The sequence below is a fragment of the Kitasatospora sp. NPDC097643 genome (assembly GCF_040302625.1).
Lineage (GTDB): Bacteria > Actinomycetota > Actinomycetes > Streptomycetales > Streptomycetaceae > Kitasatospora.
In genome coordinates, this window is record NZ_JBEOSA010000002.1 from 61905 (window position 1) to 82645 (window position 20741).

22 protein-coding genes are annotated in these 20741 nt (G+C 68.8%); 16 read left to right on the top strand and 6 right to left on the bottom strand.

The genetic code is table 11. The annotated features are described in order from the left end of the window. Positions 1 to 35 precede the first annotated feature (35 nt). The 5 genes from ABTY15_RS02360 to ABTY15_RS02380 all read left to right on the top strand — a co-directional run bounded on the left by ABTY15_RS02360 (position 36) and on the right by ABTY15_RS02380 (position 5556). A complete protein-coding gene (locus ABTY15_RS02360; RefSeq protein ID WP_350574715.1) occupies positions 36 to 1748 on the top strand; it encodes a carbamoyltransferase family protein in 1713 nt (570 codons plus the stop codon). Then, positions 1745 to 2551 carry a hypothetical protein gene (locus ABTY15_RS02365; RefSeq protein ID WP_350574717.1) on the top strand — a complete coding sequence of 269 codons (807 nt, stop codon included), beginning with the start codon at positions 1745 to 1747 and terminating at the stop codon, positions 2549 to 2551. The genes ABTY15_RS02360 and ABTY15_RS02365 overlap by 4 nt, the downstream gene beginning before the upstream one ends. Before the next feature lie 108 nt (positions 2552 to 2659). Further along, positions 2660 to 3172, top strand: coding sequence for an NUDIX hydrolase (locus ABTY15_RS02370; RefSeq protein ID WP_350574719.1), 513 nt, complete (start codon positions 2660 to 2662; stop codon positions 3170 to 3172). Positions 3173 to 3546: 374 nt separating this feature from the next. Then, entirely contained in the window at positions 3547 to 4833 is a 1287-nt protein-coding gene (gene serS, locus ABTY15_RS02375; protein WP_350574721.1) for a serine--tRNA ligase, read from the top strand. Positions 4834 to 4986: 153 nt separating this feature from the next. Then, positions 4987 to 5556, top strand: coding sequence for an HD domain-containing protein (locus ABTY15_RS02380; protein ID WP_350574723.1), 570 nt, complete (start codon positions 4987 to 4989; stop codon positions 5554 to 5556). On the opposite strand, the gene ABTY15_RS02385 is transcribed toward ABTY15_RS02380, so the two are convergent. Then, complete coding sequence (locus ABTY15_RS02385) at positions 5544 to 6017, bottom strand: NUDIX hydrolase (protein WP_350574725.1); 474 nt, start codon at positions 6015 to 6017, stop codon at positions 5544 to 5546. The two genes, ABTY15_RS02380 and ABTY15_RS02385, sit on opposite strands and share 13 nt — an antisense overlap. Then, on the bottom strand, positions 6001 to 6774 hold the full coding sequence (locus ABTY15_RS02390) for a DUF5919 domain-containing protein (RefSeq protein WP_350574727.1): 774 nt from the start codon (positions 6772 to 6774) through the stop codon (positions 6001 to 6003). Before ABTY15_RS02390 ends, ABTY15_RS02385 begins: the two co-directional genes overlap by 17 nt. Positions 6775 to 6869: 95 nt before the next feature. Between ABTY15_RS02390 and ABTY15_RS02395 the strand changes: the two genes are divergently transcribed. Next, positions 6870 to 7568: an HAD family hydrolase gene (locus tag ABTY15_RS02395; RefSeq protein ID WP_350574729.1), complete on the top strand. Its 699-nt coding sequence runs from the start codon at positions 6870 to 6872 to the stop codon at positions 7566 to 7568. 53 nt (positions 7569 to 7621) lie between these two features. Continuing rightward, entirely contained in the window at positions 7622 to 8140 is a 519-nt protein-coding gene (locus ABTY15_RS02400; protein WP_350574731.1) for a GNAT family N-acetyltransferase, read from the top strand. A gap of 177 nt (positions 8141 to 8317) precedes the next feature. Here the strand turns inward: ABTY15_RS02400 and ABTY15_RS02405 are convergent, their stop codons facing one another. From ABTY15_RS02405 to ABTY15_RS02415, 3 genes are all read right to left on the bottom strand, one after another. Further along, positions 8318 to 8941, bottom strand: a complete 624-nt coding sequence (locus ABTY15_RS02405; RefSeq protein ID WP_266269115.1) for an HAD-IA family hydrolase — start codon at positions 8939 to 8941, stop codon at positions 8318 to 8320. A 214-nt stretch (positions 8942 to 9155) separates the two neighbouring features. Continuing rightward, complete coding sequence (locus tag ABTY15_RS02410) at positions 9156 to 10412, bottom strand: MAB_1171c family putative transporter (RefSeq protein WP_350574733.1); 1257 nt, start codon at positions 10410 to 10412, stop codon at positions 9156 to 9158. A 1143-nt stretch (positions 10413 to 11555) separates the two neighbouring features. Further along, on the bottom strand, positions 11556 to 12431 hold the full coding sequence (locus ABTY15_RS02415; protein ID WP_350574735.1) for a helix-turn-helix domain-containing protein: 876 nt from the start codon (positions 12429 to 12431) through the stop codon (positions 11556 to 11558). Positions 12432 to 12976: 545 nt separating this feature from the next. On the opposite strand from ABTY15_RS02415, the gene ABTY15_RS02420 reads away from it, so the two are divergent. From ABTY15_RS02420 to ABTY15_RS02460, 9 genes are all read left to right on the top strand, one after another. Continuing rightward, positions 12977 to 13291, top strand: a complete 315-nt coding sequence (locus ABTY15_RS02420; protein ID WP_350574737.1) for a transcriptional regulator — start codon at positions 12977 to 12979, stop codon at positions 13289 to 13291. A 1-nt stretch (position 13292) separates the two neighbouring features. Further along, positions 13293 to 14342, top strand: coding sequence for a hypothetical protein (locus ABTY15_RS02425; protein WP_350574739.1), 1050 nt, complete (start codon positions 13293 to 13295; stop codon positions 14340 to 14342). After that, a complete protein-coding gene (locus ABTY15_RS02430; RefSeq protein WP_350574741.1) occupies positions 14342 to 15049 on the top strand; it encodes an ATP-binding protein in 708 nt (235 codons plus the stop codon). The genes ABTY15_RS02425 and ABTY15_RS02430 overlap by 1 nt, the downstream gene beginning before the upstream one ends. Before the next feature lie 111 nt (positions 15050 to 15160). After that, positions 15161 to 15733, top strand: a complete 573-nt coding sequence (locus ABTY15_RS02435; protein ID WP_350574743.1) for a WhiB family transcriptional regulator — start codon at positions 15161 to 15163, stop codon at positions 15731 to 15733. Then, positions 15730 to 16851, top strand: coding sequence for a DUF2637 domain-containing protein (locus ABTY15_RS02440; RefSeq protein WP_350574745.1), 1122 nt, complete (start codon positions 15730 to 15732; stop codon positions 16849 to 16851). The genes ABTY15_RS02435 and ABTY15_RS02440 overlap by 4 nt, the downstream gene beginning before the upstream one ends. 83 nt (positions 16852 to 16934) lie before the next feature. Beyond that, positions 16935 to 17159 carry a hypothetical protein gene (locus ABTY15_RS02445; protein ID WP_350574747.1) on the top strand — a complete coding sequence of 75 codons (225 nt, stop codon included), beginning with the start codon at positions 16935 to 16937 and terminating at the stop codon, positions 17157 to 17159. 179 nt (positions 17160 to 17338) lie between these two features. Next, entirely contained in the window at positions 17339 to 17773 is a 435-nt protein-coding gene (locus ABTY15_RS02450; protein WP_350574749.1) for a MobC family plasmid mobilization relaxosome protein, read from the top strand. Then, positions 17770 to 19515, top strand: a complete 1746-nt coding sequence (locus ABTY15_RS02455; protein WP_350574751.1) for a relaxase/mobilization nuclease domain-containing protein — start codon at positions 17770 to 17772, stop codon at positions 19513 to 19515. The genes ABTY15_RS02450 and ABTY15_RS02455 overlap by 4 nt, the downstream gene beginning before the upstream one ends. Before the next feature lie 94 nt (positions 19516 to 19609). Next, the gene (locus ABTY15_RS02460; protein ID WP_350574753.1) at positions 19610 to 20005 is read left to right on the top strand and encodes a hypothetical protein; all 396 of its coding nucleotides are present in this window, start codon (positions 19610 to 19612) and stop codon (positions 20003 to 20005) included. A 231-nt stretch (positions 20006 to 20236) separates the two neighbouring features. On the opposite strand, the gene ABTY15_RS02465 is transcribed toward ABTY15_RS02460, so the two are convergent. Beyond that, on the bottom strand, positions 20237 to 20731 hold the full coding sequence (locus tag ABTY15_RS02465) for a putative phosphothreonine lyase domain-containing protein (protein ID WP_350574755.1): 495 nt from the start codon (positions 20729 to 20731) through the stop codon (positions 20237 to 20239). Positions 20732 to 20741: the final 10 nt, after the last annotated feature.

Consider the following 20741-nt stretch of genomic DNA (forward strand, 5'->3'; position numbering starts at 1 on the left):
TGCATGGGAGGCCGCGAACGGATCGGCAGGCGCTGTTGACTCTGACCCTGGGGCTGAACTTCGGTACCCACGATGCGGCGGCGGCCATCGTTCACAACGGGACGGTGGTCGCCGCCGTCGAAGAGGAGCGCCTGAATAGGATCAAGAACACGAAGGTGTTCCCCGAGCAGGCGATCCGGGCCTGCCTGAACCTGGCCGGCGCCCACCCGCAGGACCTCGACCAGGCAGCGCTGTTCGTCGACCCGAAACTCCACCTTCTCCTGGCGCCGTCGAACCTGCACTACGGCACACCGGCGTCGATTGGCTCGCTGCTGTCCGACCTGGACAAGTACCGTACCCGGCGCAGACTGCCCCACATGGTTCGCCGCAGCGGCCTCTTACCAGGCAACCTGCCGCTCATACCCGTGCCGCACCACCGGGCGCACGCCGCCAGCGCTTACCTGACCTCCCCCTTCGACGACGCCGTGGTCGTCACCCTCGACGGCCGCGGCGAGTACGAGACCGCCGCGATCTACGACGGCACCGGCGGCCGGATGACGAGGCGCCATCACATCGTCTACCCGCACTCGTTCGGATACCTGTACAGCGCCCTGACCCGGTACCTCGGCTTCCGGCCGCAGAGCGACGAGTACAAGGTGATGGGCCTGGCAGCCTACGGAGGCCCCCAGTACTTCGACCGGATCAGGCGCCTCGCCTGGTTCGACCAGCGCACCGGCCGACTGCATCTGAACCTGCGCTACTTCGACCACCACCGCCGGCCCAGCGCCCAGCGCAACCTGTTCAGCCCTGCTCTGGTCGAACTCCTCGGGCCGCCCCGGCGGCCCGAGGACGCGATCACCGATCGGCACCGCGGCATCGCCCGCGCCCTCCAGCACCTCCTGGAGCAGCTGGTCGGCTCCTACCTCGCCTTCGCCCAGCGCCTTGTACCGCGACGATCGCTCTGCCTGGCCGGCGGCGTCGCACTCAACTGCGTCGCCAACGCCACGGTGATCGCCTCGGGTCGGTTCGACCGGATCTTCATCCAGCCCGCAGCAGGCGACGCCGGCACCTCCATCGGCGCGGCGCTGGCCACTGCGGCCAGCCCAGTCCGGCGCCCGCTTCGACACGCCTTCCTCGGCCCCTCCTACGACGAGGAGACCATCCGCTCCGCCCTGAGCGGCATCCCTGCCTACCGGTACCGGGTGCGGCACACGGCCGAGCCGTACCGGGAGGCCGCCCGGCTACTGAGGGAAGAGAAGGTGATCGGCTGGTTCCAGGACCGCATGGAGTTCGGACCGCGGGCGCTGGGAGCCCGCAGCATCCTCGCCTCCCCCCAGCACGCCACGACCGCTTCCCGGATCAACGCCATGATCAAACAACGAGAGGCGTTTCGCCCGTTCGCGCCGGCCGTACTGGCAGAGCACGCCAACGACTTCTTCGCCCTGCCGTCCGCCGGCGCACTCGTCTACCCGTACATGCTGGCCACCGGCACGGTGCACCAGCAACAGCGGGATCGCATTCCAGCCGTGGTCCACGTGGACGGCTCAGCCCGCGTCCAGACCGTACACCGGGACACAAACCCGCTGCTGTGGAACGTCATTGACGCCTACCACGAGCTTTCGGGTCTACCCGTCGTGCTGAACACCTCGTTCAACGGCGCGGACGAGCCGATCGTCTGCACCCCGAGCGATGCGGTCAGCACCTTCCTGCGCTGCGGCCTGGACGCGCTCGTGGCCGGCCCGTACGTCATCGAGGAGACCACCCGTTGAACCACCCCGGCGGCATCATCCCCACCCCCTTACGCGTAGCGGTGGAACGAGAGTTCGGCCCCGTCCTCCACTTCGAGGAGCGCCCAGGAGGCCACACCCCCGGCATCAGCGCCGCCCTCACCCTGGCCCACCGGCGCGTCTTCCTCAAGGCGATAGCCGTCGGCCACCCGCGGTCGAAGGACCACCAGCTGGAAGCCGGGATCAACTCCGTCCTGCCAACCGGCCTCGGGCCCAGGTTGCTGTGGACCGACACCGTGGACGGCTGGCTCGCCCTCATCTTCGAGCACGTCGACGGGCGCCACCCCGACCTGAGCCCGCGTTCACCGGACATCCCCATGGTCCTGGAGAAGATCACCACGCTGATCGACCTCCTGACCCCGAGCCCGTTCGCCGGTGCCGCTGCGATCAGCGACCACCGTGCCTACCGGACAGCGCCGGCGGAACTTCTTGCCGGTGGCACGTTGCTCCACTGCTCCCCGCGGCCGGATAACCTGATCATCAACAGCGAGGTCCACGTGATCGACTGGGGCTCCAGCCGCCTGGGGGCGGGCTGGTTGGTGACCGCGTTCATGGTGCCGCACTTCATCGTGGCCGGGCACAGCCCCCGCGGCGCCGAGGCACTCGTCCAGACCGTCCCGGCCTTCAACGCGGCGCCGCGCGAGGCCGTCACGACCGTCGCCCGGATCCTGGCGACCTACTGGAGCAGCCGCATCGACCACTACCCGCCCGGTGCGCTGTACGACTACCGCGTCCGGGCCGCCCATGCTGCCAGCCGATGGGCGGATCACCGCGACACGCCGTAGACGGACAGGTGGCCTGCAACGATCCCGGCCCCAGGCTCGGCACGAGAATGACCATCAGCACGTAACGGCCCAGCTCACCCTGAGCGGTCCGGACCTGAGGGGCAGCGCATGTGCCGCAACATCCCGCCGTCCGTCCTTGCCCCCGTGGAGGACGCTGCTCGTGACGGCATCGAGCGCTTCGGCGCCGGATGCCTGGTCCGCGACCGCGGCCGGATCCTGCTCCTTCGACGGAAGCAGGGCGACTGCATGGCGGGCCAGTACGAGCTTCCGTCCGGAGGCGTGGAACCCGGTGAAAGCGTGGAGGAGGCCGCTCTGCGGGAGACCCTGGAGGAGTGCGGCCTGGCGGTGACGATCACGGGCTACCTCGGCTCCGTCGACTACACCAACCGCAAGGGACAGCGAGGCCGGCAGTACGCCTTCACCGCCACCGCGCCGAGCACCGAGCCCATCATCCTGAGCGAGCACGACGACTTCATCTGGGCCAGGCCGAACGCCCTGCCGCCGAACGTCTCGGACGCAGTGCGCGGACTGATCGCGCTGGCCGAGCAGCGCTTATCAGGTTCGACGGCCGGCCCTCACGAGAACCGTGGCACGGAGGCCGCTGAGCCGGCAGTGCACTGATCCGTACCCACAACCGAGACGTCACTCAGGGTGATCGGCCGAATCTGGACGGCGATTCTGCGTTGCTCGTGGCGCCCTGGGCGTTCTATCCTCTGGGCAACGCGCTGACGGAGACAAGTAGCCGCAGGGCACGCGAGCCGAGAGAGCTGCCGGCAGCTGGGAAGGCAGTCTCGCGTCCTGGGGTGAATCCCCTCCCGAGTGCGGGGAGGAACGGCCGATTGCGGCCCAATGCCCCGCCGGTTCGCTCCCGTTATCGAGCTGTCGAGGCCGTCATCTCCGGATGACGGCGAAGGCGTGGTGGCACCGCGAGTTCCCTTCTCGCCCACGCCCCCAAGGGATCACGTCGGACTCCGACTGATCGATGGGACCCGAAAATGCTAGACATCACCGTGATCCGTGAGCACCCCCAGCGCGTCGAGCGCGCGCTGGCGAAGCGAGCCGTTCACATCGACCTCACCGCCTTCCTCGCCCTGGACGAGAAGTACAGGCATGGCACGACCGAGGTCGAGACGCTACGCGCCGAGCGCAAGCAGATCTCTCGCGAGATCGCGCGGCTCGACCCGGCGGACCCGGCCGCCGTCGCCAAGCGCACCGAGGCAACCGAACTCGGTACCCGCCTTGCCGCACTCGAAGAGCAGCTCACCGCCCTGGCCGGCGAGCGCCAGGCATTCCTCGACCAACTGCCCAACCTGCCCGACGAGGACGTGCCGACCGGCGGCAAGGAGCAGAACCAGGTCGTCCGCGAGCACGGCACCCGGCCGGCCTTCGACTTCGAGCCGCACAATCACGTCGATCTGGCCCGCCGGCTGGGGCTGATCGACTACGAGCGCGGGGTCAAGCTCGGCGGCACCGGCAACTGGGTCTACCGCGGCAACGGCGCCCTCCTCGAATGGGCGCTGCTCAACTTCTTCATCGAGACCCACGTCCAGGACGGCTACGAGCTGATCCTGCCGCCGCACCTGCTGACCTATCAGGCTGGATACGCCGCAGGACAGTTCCCCAAGTTCGCCGAGGACGTATTCGCGCTCGAACAGGGTCCGGCCGGGCCGCAGCGGTTCCTGCTGCCGACCTCGGAGACCGCCCTGGTCAACCTCCACCGGGACGAGGTCCTGACGGAGAACGAACTTCCGCGCAAGTACGTCGCCTACTCGCCCTGCTACCGGCGCGAGGCCGGCAGCTACCGCGCCGCCGACCGTGGAACCCTTCGCGGCCACCAGTTCAACAAGGTCGAGATGTTCCAGTTCGCTCACCCCAACGCCTCCGACGCCGCCCACGAGGAACTCCTCACCAAGGCAGCCAACTTGGTCGAGGCACTCGGCCTGCACCACCGAATCACCCGGCTGGCCGCCGAGGACACCAGCGCCTCGATGGCCAAGACCTTCGACGTCGAGGTCTGGCTGCCCAGCATCGACGGCTACGTCGAGGTGAGCTCGGTATCGAACGCCCGGGACTACCAGGCCCGGCGCGGCAACATCCGCTACCGCCCCGCAACAGGAAAGCCCGGCTACGTGCACACCCTCAACGGCTCCGGGCTGGCGACCAGCCGCCTGGTGCCGGCTCTGCTGGAACAGCACCAGCAGCCGGACGGCACCGTCGCGGTTCCTCCGGTGCTGCAGCGCTGGCTCGGCTGCAAATCCTTGACCCCGGCAGCAACGAGGTAGTCGTACCGCCGGCAGGCCCGGAACAGCGCATCCGGGCCTGCCGTGCAGGAGAGGCCGCTGCCTGGGCCATCGCTACGGCGGTGGCCCAGACAGTGCGTGCCCTCCTGCAGCAACGCATGCACCAGGCGACAGGCAGGCGGGGAGGCTGACACCGTGACGGAGACCTTGCCACAGTGGGCGCGGCGGATCGCCGAGCAGGAGCTGGCGGACACCCTGCCGAGGCGGTGGTCGCACTCCCAGGGGGTTGCACGCCAAGCCGAACAGCTGGCCGCGGTCGCCGGGCCGGATGATGGCCTGCTGGTCGCAGCCGCGGTACTCCACGATGTCGGCTACGCACCCCGCCTGGCGTTGACGGGCTTTCATCCCCTCGACGGCGCCCGATTCCTGCGGGACGAGCACGGCGCGGACGCGCGTCTCGTGCGACTGGTGGCCAACCACTCGATCGCCCTGCTGGAAGCTGAGGAGCGCGGGCTGCGCGAGACGCTGGAGGACGAGTTCCCGATGCTCGATGACCAGGTGCTGGTGGACGCCCTGATCTTCTGCGACATGACCACCACTCCCGACGGAGGGCCGACCAGCGCCCGTGACCGGGTCGCGGAGATCGTAAACCGGTACGGAGTCGGCACGCTGGTGGGACGGTTCATCCAGCGCGCGCAGCCGGAGCTCGAGGCGGCGGTGGCCCGCACCGAACACCGGCACGCCGTCGCGAGTCAGCCGAGGTAGGGGTACCGGCCACTGAGGAAGTGGCCGATCTGCTGACGCATGCTCGGGTGGATGTCGTACTCGTCCAGGTCGACCGGCCGCACCCAGCGCACACCGTCGGCCTCTTCGTTGATCGTCGGGGTACCGCCGAGCGGGCGGCCGATGTACGCCACCTCGAACTGCTGGCGGGCTTCGCCGTTGCTGCTGTAGACGACGATGTGCTCCGGGTTGGAGTAGACCCCAAGCAGACCGGTGATCTCCGCCTTGATCCCGGTCTCCTCCTCGCACTCGCGCACCGCGCAATCGGCGGCGGACTCGCCGATATCCTGCTTCCCGCCGGGCAGCGCCCACTGCCCGGTGTCGCGGCGGCGCTGCAGCAGGATCTCGCCGGCCTCGTTCTGCACGAGCAGGTTGCTCGCAGGGACCAGCGAGTTCGCCGCCGGTGCGTCCGGATCGCCGTAGTACTCAGTCCTTCCGGCCATGAGACTGGCTCCCCTCCGTGTCGTTGGTCCACGGCCGGGCGGAGCCCCAGACCGCGTCGAAGCTCTGAGCGTAGCCGTCGAACCAGCCCAACTCGCCGTCCTTCTGAAGGTGCAGCAGCGGGTTGGCGGACGCTGGTCGGCCCCAGACATGCGGGTTTACCAGCAGGTCGTCGTCGTAGCGGAACAATGAGTTGTACAACGTGGTGTCGTGAAGGCGGATCTCGCAGCCGGACGTGCCCAGCAACGGCCGGTAGTAGGTCAGCGAGGCGCCGATCTTCGCTGCGAGGGCATCGCCGATGCCCTCCTCACGTCCGCGGATCGCCACCGCGCGACCGTGCGGGTCACCGAAGCACAGCCGGACCTTCACTCCGGCCGCCGCGCGCTGCGCCAGCATCGTGGCGATGCGCGGGTTCGACTGGGCGAAGAACGTCCCCGAGAACACCAGCACGTCGATGCCCTGCTCAGCTTCCAGCAGCAGGGAGAGCCACAACTCCCGCGGAACGCTGGCACGGTCTGGGTATGTGGCCACGAGGCCGGCGCCGGGACCGGCGACCTGCGCGGTTCGGGGATGGGGCTCCGGCCAGAGGAAGGTCTCGTCCACCTGGAGGTGATGGGCAACAGCCCACCGGTGGCGAGCATGGGGTACGCGACCGCCTAACCAGCGGATCACGGTCTTGGGGTCCACCTCGCAGACCGTAGCGAGTGCCGCGGGGGGCACGCCGCGTTGGGCGAGTGCGGAGCGCAATCGCTCGTTCACAGCCGATATCCAACCGGACCCCGCCGGGACTCGCAAGGACGTCTTGGGACGCGACGCGGCCGACGATTGCCCGACGTGCTGCCTACGCTGACCCAATGGTGCTCATCGTCTTGTGGGACATCGATCACACCCTCATCGACAACGGGGGCGTGAGCAAAGAGATCTATGCCAGCGCGTTCTCGTCCATCGCGGGGCACCCACCCGTGGCGCCGGCAGCGACAGACGGCCGGACCGACCGCCTGATCATGCGCGAGATGTTCCTCCTGCACGGCCTGGCAGTGCCGGAATGGCCAGTGGTGAATGGTGCCCTTGAAACGGCCGGGCGTCAGCTGACGGCCGAGCTGCGCCGCCGAGGGTGCGTCCTGCCGGGCGTGAGAGAGACGCTGGAGTCGGTCCAGCGTGAGGGGTGGCTGATCAGTTCCGTGCTGACGGGGAACATCGCCGAGAACGCCAGAACGAAGTTGTCGGCATTCGACCTTGATGGCCTTGTGGACCTGGGAGTGGGTGCCTACGGAGCCGACGATGTGGAGCGGCAGGCTCTCGTCCCGGTGGCTCGGCTCCGGGTGAGCCAGGCATGTGGGCTTCCCGTGTCAACCCCCGTCGTGCTGGTCGGCGACACTCCCCGCGACGTGGAGGCCGCACTGGCGAACGATACGGAGATCATCGCTGTCGCCACGGGCGTGCACAGCGCCGACCAGCTACGAGACGCTGGCGCCCACGTGGTCCTGGCTGACCTGACGGACACGGACTCGGTGATCGATCATCTTCACCTGATGGCAGCTGGACGCCGCTGATTCCTGTTACCCGCCTCGCCGAGGGGCGGGTAACAGACCGGAAGGACTTCAACATGCTGATCCGAGAAGCGGTCGCCGGCGACGGTCCAGCGCTGGCCCGAGTGCACCTTGATGCTTGGCTGTTCGGGTACGCCGGCCTCATGCCGCAGGGCCTGCTCGACGCGACGACGCTGGAGCGTCGCACGGCAACGTGGCAACTGACCTTGAGTAGGGACCGTGACCCGAGAGAGAAGATCTTGGTCGCTGAGGTGAGCGGAGCTCCACTGGGCTTCGCTCACGTCGGTCCTGGCCGCGACGCGGACGCGGACGGCGCGGGAGAACTCTGGGCGCTGAACGTGGCACCGCAACAATGGGGGAACGGCCTGGCATCCAATCTCGTCCGAGCAGCTCACGACGTCCTGCACCGCGACGGGTTCGACAAGGCGACGCTGTGGGTGCTCACCGCCAACGCCCGCGCGCGCAGACTCTACGAACGGCACGGCTGGTGTACCGACGGCATCACCCGCGAAGAAACGATCAGGGGCTTCACCATTCCCGAGCTGCGGTACACACTCGACCTACGATCGAGGTGAGTGTCACATCGCAGGTAGTGCACGCCGACCGCTGCCGCCTCCTGGGCGCGTGTCTACGCCTCGGCGACGACCGCTTGCCGGTACGACAGCGAAGGGACCGTAGCGGTGCTCCGGCAGGGGAACAACGCTGCAGTCCCTTCGCTGTTCTTGTCCTCGGACCTCCGAGGCGCCGGCCTACTACGCAGTGAGGTCCACGCCGAGCAGGTCGGAGAGAGTGGCGACCGTCCGCGTGGGGTCCTGGTTGTGCACCCCCGCGAGGCCGAGCTGCTCCGCTGCCTGCACGTACGCCTCAGTGTCGTCGACGAAGATGCACTGCTCGGCCGGCAGGTCCATCAGCTTGAGCGTAACCTCGAACAGCTCCGGGTCGGGCTTGCGCATCAGGTGCTGCTCAGAGATCACCACGACGTCGTACAGCCGCTCAAGCTCATAGCCGTCGTACAAGTCCCAGGGGGCCAGTCCCACGCTGTTGGACAGGATGCCCACCTTGATCCCCGCGCGCCTCGCTGCAGCAGCCGCGTTGATCAGCCGCGGCTCGGGGCGCAGGTCGCCGAAGATGCGGCCCATGAGGTTGTCGGGGGACACGCCCAGCATCTTGCCAGCGAACTCGTTCCACTCAGTCTGGGAGACCGCGCCACGCTCAAGGTCACTCGTGATCCGGACGCCTGTCTCGTCCTTGTACAGGGCCGTAAGACAGGCGCCCTGCGGCAGGCCCTCACGCTGCTCGAAGGCGAGCACTGCCGGAAGCAGCGGCGTGGTGAGCACTCCGCCGAAATCGAGGATGAGGCCAGTGCGGTTGGACATGCGGGAACTCCATTGATTGCTGAGAATTCGGACGCCCATCCAGAAAGGACGGCATCACGGCCCCGGCTACATATGGTGACGACAGCAACTGTGCGTCGCAGGCCAGGGTGCACCCACGGGCGGATGAAGACCTACTAGCCCGCACACCCACGGTACCAAACCAGTCCACGAAGCGGATGGTGCTAAATCTCACTCTCCGACCCGTTCAAGATCGCTACGTCGCGGGCCGGACCTTGGGGCATTCCTCTTCGAACTCCGCTCCTGCCGCGTACACGAGAAGCTCCTGCGCCTGGTCCTCAGTAATATTCGAATAGGCCGCGCTGACGCGTGCGAGCCACGCCGCTTCGCTGTCGGTATCAACGAAGGGCTTCTCTCGCAGAGGGACGGAGGCGTCCACACTTGCAGGTGCGGTGTCAACGGCCTTGAGTGCGGCCTTAATCCAGTATGCCTCTGCGGCCGGCTCAGGATCGGAATGGGAGGCGGTAAAATCCTCTGCGGCGAATATCAGGCCCCGTGGAGCGTAATAGCGCAGTTTCTCACAGGCGTCAGCAATATCCTGAGTCCACCGATCGAGGCGGACGTCAATCGGAACGCGCACTTGCATAAATTCCGTGAGGCGCTTCCCGGGTGGATACAGGCTCGTCCCAGGAAATGCCTCCGCCAGGTCGAACCAGAGCGGATAGATCCGGTTCAGGGTACGCCACGTCTTCCATCGGCCCACTACCGCGCGACTAGTCGGAATGCTCGCTCCAATAGCGACGATAAGGAAAAGCAGGTCCATCCATAGCGATTCGGCGTCTACGACGAGCTGCACTGTGGAGGGACTCATGGGGAAGATCACCGCGACCCACAAGAGTCCGGGACGGGCCAGTGAATGGACAAGCCCCATCCACATCGCAACCGCCATCAAAGTCAGCCCGATGCGCATGCTCGCACACTCGGCCTGCCGCGCCGCTCTCGTCCACTGGTAGCCGCAAACCGCAGCCGTGACAAGCGGGAAGAAATAGAAGACGCTCATATAGACCGCGACACCCCACTGCCCAGCGTGGTCGATGAGGAAATCTTGGCTCTGCACCCTGCGGTCCACCACCGTAAAAAACAGGACCGTGAGCAAAACGACGCCAACAGCCCCCGCCCTATAGGACGCACGGGCGATCCACCGCGAGACCACTACGTGACGGGGCACAACTGCCTCCGTGCTCTTCCCGTAGCTAGTGGAGACGTAGGTCAGGGCTGCGATGGTCGCTGCAGTGCTGGCAAAATGTCTCAGCAGGGCGTCTAGATCCACCACGGGAATGCGATCTACGGCATTCATTACTGCCGGCGTGTACAGCCACAGGGCTACGGCGAATCCTGCATAGCCGCCCCAGAGTGCCCGGCGGTGAAAATCACCGTAACGAACCGCAGGGAATCGCCATATGGCGATTGCGGCCATCACTATCGCAGTCAGGTATTTAAAGTACTCGAACATGTAACCAGTGGTTTGTCTGTGCAGACTGCCTACTTGCCGACCGGAAGGTCGACTGATGACAGCCTTAATTGCCAGCAGATGGACTGTTTGATATGGAGTGAATCGCAAGGCTGGCGTTCTCACTCCGTGGTCGCCGCGCGATCGCGGCTAGCGCCTGCGTCGTGGCGGAGCAACTGGGTGGGCGAGCGAGGACTCAAGGAGACTAACCATGTCATCTCCCGCGATCGACTGGCGGCGAGCCAACCGCTTTATCAGCGAGGCTGAAAGCTCGGCCTGCTGCTCCTCGGGGCTGCCAAAATCTACGCGCCCTTGCACCAGAGTTGACGGGAAACGACGAATTACCTCCTGGCGAATCCGCTCAGGGACGTATCGCTCAACCTCCGCAGCCGTCAGAGTAGTCCCGTGGTCCAGCCACTCATGTGCGAGCTCATGGAGGATGATGTGCTCGGTTTGATTTCGACTTGTACGGCGACGATAGAGAATGATTGTGAACTCCGGCGCCTTGACGCGGAGGCCACATGCCGTGCCCAGCCCCCCATCGGGGTCATCCAGCGGCACTAGCCGAATCTGGCGACCCAGCGCTCCCTCCATATTTCGCACCAGCGCTTCGACGCTGAATGGAGCTGGGGTAGGGAGGTCGGCGAGCAGTTTCTCGCATTCCTTCACAAGTGCGCGCCGTGACGGGTCTCTGCGCCAACGCATAGTTGCTCCATTGAAATGCCACTGGTTTTCACCGCCAGCCCCATCCCGATACTCGTACGCGAGGCGCTAGTAGCTAGGAGAACTGTGCTCGAGGTGCACTACAGCCGATCGGCGGCCTGACCCAGAGCTAATCGTACAAGGATCAACGTGTGATACGACCGGACCGGCATGTTGCGAATATCGCACTACTTAGCGTGATAATTCCAAGATCGAAATTGCAGGGCGGAGTCTTAATTGATCTTTGAATACTTCTGACGCGAGACCGGTCCCACCGCGCCATCCGGCTGCTGACCGGGCGGCCTGTTCGCTTCCAGGGCCAGCCCGTTGTCCGCGTACTGCGGCAGGGCTCAGCTGAGTCGCGCCCGTTGGTCGGCATGTCGAGGAGGGCGTCGGCAGCGCGCGTGGGGTGCTCCGGGTTCGCCCGGCGGGCGCAGCTCGGCGTCAGTCCCCGTCTTGCACCTCGGGCAGCTTGTGCCGCAGCTCCCCGACGAGATTGTTGATCGTGGCCATCATCTCGGTGGACAGGCCCCCGCCGTTGCCGCGTGCAGCAAGACCGAGAATCTGTCCCCGTTGGATCGAGCCGAGGAAGCGGATCGCCTCCAGGAACTCGCGAGCCGCTGGGCTGACCTCGGCACCGTCCTGGAAGAGGGCGGCGTCGACCTGGAGCGCGTCGGCCAGGCCGGCGCGCACTGCATCGGAAGCGTCGGTCGTGGCGCCCGTGCGCAGGGAGGCGATGTCCTCGACCGTAACGATTGCCTCGCCCGCGTGGGCGTTCACGGCGCGCGCGATCTCGTCGTCAGACGGTGCCTCCTGGCCCGCGTACCCGTGCTCCAGGAGATAGTTGATCTTCTCGCCGATGGTACGGGGGGCCGGTGCCTGCTCGTGACGGGAGGCTGCGGGCCGAAGGCCGAACGAGCAGTCCTGGGCAGCTAGCAGGACCGCCTCGGTCACCCCGTACGCCTCGGCGAGCGGTAGCACGTAGGCATCGCTGAGCCTGCGCCGACCGGACTCCGCGTTGCTCACTGGTGCGCGGCTCGTGCCGATGATCGCGGCGGCTTGCGCCACACTGAGGCCGGCATCGCACCGAAGAAGCTGCAGGTCCGCCGGGCCGTCATGGGGGAAGAGAGCATCGAGCGGCTGACCGAGCGCTGCTGCAATCGCGGGGAGCTTCTCGCCCTTGGGATGGTCCTCGCCGTTCTCCCAACGGGAGACGGTGGGCCCACTGACGCCGACCTCGGCGCCCAGCTCATCCAGGTTAAGGTCCATGCCCCGCCGGGCAGCGCGTACGCGCTTGCCGTCGAATTGACGTGGGGGCACATGAACTCCAGCGGGGTGATGAGCGGGCAGGTCGGGGCGGTGTTGGGACCACTGTAGTCCAGGCTTGATACATCTGCGCAACTAACGTACGTTTCTGTATCGCACCGCTGGAGGGGCTCCGCCTCTCCACGGCGCCAGCCTCTGGCGACCCGTTTGCATGCTGCCTTGTTGCGGTCACTTGCGCAACGGGCCGCTGGATTCGGCAATCAGGTGGCGCCGACCGGTCGTGGAACGACTCCAGACACCGGCCGTCGCGAGCCCTGCCCGACCCGTAGTGCTCTGCGGGGTAAGGGATGGACTTGCCGCAGGCGTCTACGTATGTTCGTCGTCCCCGCAGGGCGGCGCCCAACGAGCAGAGGGGGGAAGCGGTGCCGCAGAGGGCGAGCCCTGCACGAATCAGGGCGAAATGAGACCGGCGCCCGGGAGCTACCAACTCCTGGACGCCGGGCCAGCACCCGAGGGTGCCGAATCACAACTCGCGAGCGGCGGGACTTCTTTTGCACGAGAGACCGCCGCGCGCGCTCCTACGAATCCAGGAGTATCGCATGCCAAGTCTTTCAGGGGAAGCCCGCTACGCGGCGCCCAGCCCGAGCCAGCAGCGGCTTGGCGTCCAGCTCGCGGACATGATCCCCGGCGCGGTCAGCGTCCACGTCAGCCTCGCCGACCCGAAGCGCCGGTGGCCTCACCCCTACACGGTGGCGATCGACGAGCGCGGCGAGCAGCTCGAGCTGAGTCGCACCACCACCAAGGTCGCGGCCCGCTGGGTGCAGCGGACCTGGCCGGAGGCGGACTGGACCTGCCCGCACAGCCTCGACCTCGCCACCGGGCAGCTCGCCGTCACCGCGGTCCGGGGCCGCTGACATGGCCCGCATTCGATCGGTCAAGCCGGAGACCTGGGTCTCCGAGACGCTGGCCGAGGTGTCGATCCCGGCCATGGTCACCTTCCTCGGGATGACCAACCACGCCGACGACCACGGCCGCCACCGCGACAACGCAGCGATCGTCTACGGCCTCGTCTGGCCGATGCGCGAGGAAATCAGCCGCGCAGACGTCGAGGACCACCTGCAGCAACTCGCCACCGCTGGAGCGGTCTGCCGGTACACCGGCTGCGACGGACGGCGGTACTTCCACTACCCGACCTGGCGCAACCACCAGAAGATCGACAAGCCGTCGCTCAGCCGTCTGCCGGCCTGCCCGCACTGCGAGCCGGAACGGTGCGGCGTCTGCAAGGGCTCCTGCATCCAGCGGGCCGCCCTCGCCGACACCCCGGGCACGGTGGCCGAGGCCGCCGCAAGCGCTCCCCGAGTGTTCGCCGAGGTTTCGGCGAACACTCCCGCAGCCCTCCAGCAGCCGAACGAGCCCCTCCCGGCTGCCACCGCCCAGACGGCTACCGCCGCCACCAGAGCAGCCGCTCCGGCGATCGACGCCGAGCCGCAGCCCGTCCCGACCGCCCAGAAAACCGCAGGTCAGATGGCATTCGTCGAAGCCTCCCCGAAGGCTCGCCGAAGCCTCCCGGAGCCCTCGGCGCCTGGATCTAGGATCTTGGATCCTGGATCTTCTTTCCCTACGGGGCGCCAGGCGCCCGACGCGGAGGCCGTCTCGGCAGGCCAGCTGGTCGGCGAGTACGTCGCCTCCTGCGCCGAGCGCCCGCCGGGCAGCGTGATCGGCCACCTCGGCAAGGTCGTCAAGACCCTGCTGGACGAGGGCATCGCCGCCGACCACGTCCGCACCGGGCTGCGGCGCTTCGCCGACATCCAGGGCCACCCCTCCCGGCTGCCGAGCCTGGTCAACGACGCCATGAACGCACGAGGGGCCGGTTTGGCGCGGCCGGGATTCCGGCCTAACGTGCCCGCTCACCAGGCGTGGACCAACCCGGTCGACGCTGCCACCGCCTACGCCGAGGAGCTGTGATGCGCACTCGCCGCTACCCGCAGACCCTCGCCGACGCCCCCTCGGCGCTCGACCGGATGGCCCGCATCCTCGCCGCCCGGGGCATCGACCAGCACGCGGTCGACGCCCTGCCGGACGAGCCGGAGCCCTGCTCGGCGGAGGCGGCGCTGTCGGCCGGGCTGCCGCCGCGCTACCGCGACGCGCTCGCCACGCACCCGCAGGTCCTGGCCTGGGTGCGGCAGGTCGCCGCCCTGGCCACCGCTCCCAGCACCGGCGCCCGCAGCCAGGTCACCACAGGCCCCAGCCTGCTGATGGCCGGAGTCGTCGGCGCGGGGAAGACCCACGAGGCGTACGGCGCCGTCCGCGCCCTCGTGCAGGCCGGCATCGGCGTGCGCTGGCGCGCCACCACCGCCGCCGACCTCTACGCCGAGCTTCGGCCCAGCTCGGACACCGACTCGGAGCGGGCCCTCGCCGCCTACAGCCGGGTGCCGCTGCTGATCCTCGACGACCTCGGCGCCGCCAAGAGCTCGGAGTTCGTCGAAGAGCAGACCTACCGGCTGATCAACCGCCGGTACAACCACATGCTCCCCACCCTGATCACCACGAACCTGCAGATCAGGGACCTCAAGGCCCACCTCGGTGACCGCGTCACCTCCCGGCTCGCCCAGATGACCACCCGGGTCGAGTTCGAACTGGTCGACCGCAGACGCCTCCAGCGCGCCGCCTGACGGCCCGCCGCGCCCGGCCGCCCCACGGCGAGCCGATCACCCTTCACCGACCCAGCGCCCTCTCCGCCGACGCCCGACCTCGCGCGCGGAGAGCGATCGGAGCAACCCCGCATGACCACCACGACCAGCCCTGCCCGCCACCGCTCGCTCGGCGACCACACCTGGCAGGACCAGGCCGTCTGCACCCCGACCGAGTACAACCCCGTCGACCCGGAGACCTTCTTCCCCGGGCCGGAGGAAGCCGACAAGATCGCCACCGCCAAGGCGCTGTGCGCCCAGTGCCCGGTCGCCCGCATCTGCCTGGACGCCGCCCTGGAGACGGGCGACACCCACGGCATCCGGGGCGGCTACACCGAGGAGGAGCGCGAACCCCTGCACGCCAGGATCAACGACCGCCTCGACTACAGCCGAGTCAACGCCACCCTCGCCGGGCGCGACATCGCCCTCACGAAGGCCGAGCGCCGCGCGGTCGTCCTCGCCGGGTACCGCCAGGGCGTCCCCGTCGACCGCCTCGCCCGGCTCCTCAAGATCAGCCCGGAGCACGCCCTCAAGCTCTACCGCGAAACCCGCCGCGCGATCCGCCACCGCCAGATCGCCGAGGAAGCCACCCGCGCCGCTTCGGCCGGCCACGGCACTACCAGCACCGCCCAGCTGACCTGCGCCGACTTCGGGACGGCCGCATGAGCACCGCCACCGCCACCGCCCCGTCCGCCGCCCACGTCACCGCCTGGGACAGGGCCGTCGTCATCGCCCTCGGCGCCTCCGGCTGCGCGCTGAGCTTCTCCGCTCTCCAGCAGATGGCCGTCGCCATCCATGTCCGGGGCTTCCTCACCTACCTCTTCCCGATCATCGTCGATGGTTTTATCGCCTACGGGGTGCGAGCCCTGCTGGTCCTGCGTACCGCACCGCTGAGGGCCCGGATCTACGTGTGGACGCTCTTCGGCGCGGCCACTGGGACGAGCCTGTGGGCCAATGCCCTGCACGCCGTCCGGCTGAACGAGCAAGACATAACCGCCGGCCTCCGGCTCGGCGACACGGTGGTCGCGGTGCTGTCCACCATCGCTCCCCTCGCCCTGGCCGGGGCCGTCCACCTCTACATCCTCATCGCCCGAGGACCGGTGAGCCCCACCGACCGGAACGGTCACGCTGACCGACCGGCCGAGACTGACCGGGGTCAGGCCACCCCGAACCGAGGTCAGGTCACCGCCCAGGAGACCGGACTGACCGAGCGGCCGGTGGCACTGACCGCCGCTCAGGACAGCGCCGGTCACCCCGCCCCCGGTCAGCCGGACAGCGGCCCGGTCACCGCCACGGTCAGCCGCCCGGTCACCGACCCGACCCCCCAGCCACAGCTGACCCCGGTCAGCGCGGTCAGCCTGACCAAGCCCTCTGACCTGGGCGGTCACCCGGACAGCGGCCAGCCGGTCACTGACCGACCGCCAGTCGAGCCGCCGGTCACCGCACCGCCGGTCAGCCCCACCGAGGCCACCGGACAGCCGGTCAAGCCGCCGGTCACCGCACCGCCGGTCAGCCCCACCGAGGCCACCGGACAGCCGGTCAAGCCGCCGGTCACCGCCCCGCCGGTCACTGACCGGGACGCTGACCGCCGCCCTGACCTGGACACCGAGGACCTGCTGAAGATCGCACGGCAGGCGGTCAGCCAGCAGGACAAGCTGACCCGCAAGGTCGTCGCGCAGGCGATCCGCGGTCAGCAGATCCCCCTGTCCTCCGACACCCTGACCCAGCTGATGGCCCAGCTCCGCGAACAGCACGGTCAGCCGGTCACCGCTGACCGGAACTGACCTACCACTGACCGCCGGGGTGACCGACCAGGCCACCCCGGCGGTCACCTACCCGCACCACCGCCGAACGGGAGCACCCCACCATGCGCACCACCCCCGCCACCTGGGCCGAGGCGGACTCCTGGCTCGCAGTCCTGACCCAGCGCGGCCACGTCCACCGCGTCGAAACCGGTCCGGACGGTGTCCGCAGCGTCCAGCGCGGCCGACACTCGCGCCCCTGGACCCTCCACCACCCCGTCCTCGCCCTCGATTTCGTCGAGGACCTCCTCCTCGAAATCCGCCAGCGCGACAGCGAGGCCAGCCGGTGACCGCCTCCGACCAGGACGTCACCACGCAGGCACCGGAGAGTGACCGTGACCAGGCTCCTGGCGGAGCAAGTTGTGGGGTAAGGAGTCCTTACCCCGCCTCCGCCCCGGAGGGGGCGGAGGCTCCCCGGTCGGCGGCAGACCCAGGGGGGCCTGCCGACGATCGGGGAGTCGGCCCAGGGGTGCCGACGACGAGGGAGGAGCAGCAGACCCAACCGATCGCTGAAGCCGTCCGCGCCGCGCCGCGTCGCCGCCTGCGCCAGAGCGTGCCGCGCACCAACCGCATCTGCCCGCGCTTCAGCGACCCCGAGTGGTCTCTCCTCCAGCGCGCCGCCGCCCGAGCCGAACTCGCCCCCGGCGGCTACACCGCTGCCGCTGCCGTGGCCGCAGCCGCCAGCACCGACCCCAGCGCGGCGGTCGCCGACTACCGGCGCGGCATCCAGGAACTCATGGAGTCCAACCGCCAGCTCGGCGCCGTAGGCAACAACCTCAACCAACTCGCCCACTACGTGAACGCCGGCGGCCAGCCAGGCGCCGAGCTGCGCCAGCTCCTGGCCCGCGTCGAAGCCTCCATCGACGCGGTCGACGACGCCGTCGACTGGCTGGTCCGCCGGTGATCCCCAAGATCCGCACCGGCACCGACCGCTCCTTCCCCCTCATCGACTACCTCTTCGGACCCGGCAAGCACGAGGAGCACACCAACCAGCACCTCGTCGCCTCCTGGAACAACTTCGCGCCCGACCCGGGCCCCAACCCGGAGCGGCACCAGGTCGCCAAGCTCGCCAACCAGCTCGACCAGCCGGTCAAGGCCCTCGGCAAGCAGGCCCCGGCCAACAAGGTCTGGCACTGCTCACTGCGCACCGCACCCGGTGACCGCCACCTCGACGACGCCGAGTGGGCCGCCATCGCCCGCCGCATCGTCCACGCCACCGGCATCGCTCCCGAGGGCGACGCCGCCGCCTGCCGCTGGGTCGCCGTGCGCCACGCTGAGGACCACATCCACATCGCCGCCACGCTGGTCCGCCAGGACGGGCGCCTGGCTGCCCTGAGCTTCGACAAGCGCAAGGCCCAGGCCGAAGCCCGCCTCATAGAGAAGGAGTACGGCCTGCGACAACTCAACCCGGGCGACGGTACCGCCGCGAAGAACCCGACCAGCCAGGAACAGTGGAAGGCCGAGCGCACCGGCCGCACCGAGACCCCGCGCGAAAGCCTGCGTGAAGCCGTCCGCCAGGCCGTCGCCGGAGCCGCCGGAGAAGAGGAGTTCTTCACCCGGCTGCGCGAGGCCGGCCTTCGCGTGAAGCTGCGCAACGCCCCCTCCGGCGACGTTCTCGGCTACAGCGTCGCCCTGCCCGGCGACCGCAACCGCGACGGCGAGCCGATCTGGTTCCCCGGCAGCACCCTGGCCCCCGACCTCTCCCTCCCGCGCATCCGCCGCCGCCTGGACACCGCGCCCGCCACCGCCGACCCGGAGACGGACAACCGCCCGACCCGTTCCGGCCGCTCCGCGCCCGCGCGCCGCCGCCGAGAAGCTGCCGGCACCGCCGAGCGCGCCGCCGCGGTCCTCGACCAGGACGACGACGAAGCCGCCGCCCACCTCGTCGGCGCCGGTGAACTCCTCGACGCCCTCGCCCAGACCTCCCCGGCCGCCACCCGCACCGAACTGCGAGACGCCGCCCGCGCCTTCGAACGCGCCACCCGCAGCCACGTCCGCGCCGAGAACGCCGACATCCGCGCCCTGCGCTCGGCCGCCCGCGGAATAGTCCACGCCGGCAGTGCGCTCGGACGTGGAGAGGACGGCGGCACCACCGCTATGGTCTTGTCCACGCTCGTCCTGGTCGCTCTGGCCGCAGCCCGATGGCACTCCGCGAGGGGCCACGCCCAGCAGGCCGCAGCCTCCCGCCAGGCCGCCGAACACCTGCGCACCGCCTACCAGCAGGCCGCAGCCACCCCCATGCGCACCATGCGCGAGATCGGCCGTGCCCTCCCGGAAGGCGAGCGCCGCCGCCACGACACCACCATCCGCACCGTCCTCGGCGGTGCCGGCACCCAGCAGGGCCCGGCCCGCGAGCACGACGCCCTGGCCGCCGTCCTCGCAGAAGCGGAGAAGGCCGGCCACGACCCCAAGGCCCTCCTGGAGAAGGCCGTCGATCGCCGGGAGCTGGAAACCGCCCGCAACACCAACGACGTCCTCGTCTGGCGCATCCGCCGCCTCGCCGACCTGCCCGCCAACCCCGAACGCCCCCGAACCCGCACGACCGCCGGCACCCGGGCCCGGACCACTCCGGCCCAGGCGCGCACCAGCCAGCCAGCACCGACCCAGCCTGTGACCGACCCGCGCCGCCCGGCACCACGCCGCTGACCCGGCAACGCTGCGGGCGGCTGTCCCGAAACCCCTCGACACCCGGTTCCACCAGGTGTTACGCAAGTACCCGAGCACCGCGAACGGAGAGCACGTGACCAGAACCGAGCACACCACCACCGCTCCGACCCCGATCGCCACCCCGGTCCCGGTCGGCTCCGACCCGCTCCGGCAGCTGGAGTACGAGACCCAGACCCCCAGCGGCCCGGAAGCTGTCCGGGGCATCCTCCACCCGGCCGAACTGGCCCTGCGCGGCATGCCGGTGACGTGCTCCGCTTGCCGGGCCCGCCGGGACTGGTTGCTGCTCAACCAGGGCCGCGACGTGTGGGTGTGCTGCCGCTGCGGCAACGACTGGCTAGAGCCGGAGATCACGCGCAAGGACTTCGACGCCCTGATCGCCGACCCGACCTGGACCCGCCACCCGTCGACCGGTGCCGGGCGGGTGGCTCTGGGTTTCGATGGCACCTTTGCCGGCGTCTACCTGGACTAATGAGCGGTGTTGCATTCAATGCAACGTTCGGTGCGACCGGTACAGGCCACTGGTCAGCGGATTTCCGAGGGGGTCGACTCCGAGTCGGCCCCCTCGTCCGGCACCAGGACGAGGCGCGTAACCGAGGCAACGATGTTGCATTGGAGACAACACAGAACGGCAATGCCGGACCGGACCAGTCCTGGGTGCCCCGGGGCCCTGAAGTCCGGTGCTGGGTTGGTTCATGATGGATCAGGCAGGTGTGGCGTAGCGCGGGGTGCGGCGCACGAGCTTGGTGGTGCCTGTGGGGCTGGTGTAGGTGCTGACCCTGCCGCCGTACTCGCCCAGCCTGGTCGCTTCATCCGTCTTGTAGGCGAGCGCGTCGTTGACGCCGAGGTCTCGCAGTGCGATCAGCACTCGATGGATGTCCTCTTCGTCGTTGCAGTCTTCGGTGAAGATGATCACCGGTCGGCGGGTGGGATCTCCGTCGAAGGGGTTTCCGAGCGTGGCGACCTTGGCGCTTGGCCCCAGCTTGCCTTCATGTACAGCCTTTTCGATCAGTCGCCAGCCCGCATCGAGCGTGCGAACGGGCAGGAACCATTGCCATTTTCCGCGCGGTGTCGCGGGCGGCATGCCGCTCGGAAAGGCTTCACCGCCAACGGTGGCCCAGAGCCACGGGTCACTGGTGACGGCCGAAGGGCGGGCTTGGTGGCGCTGATGGGCTGTGCGAGTGGTGTGTGCGTGCACGAATGCAGCC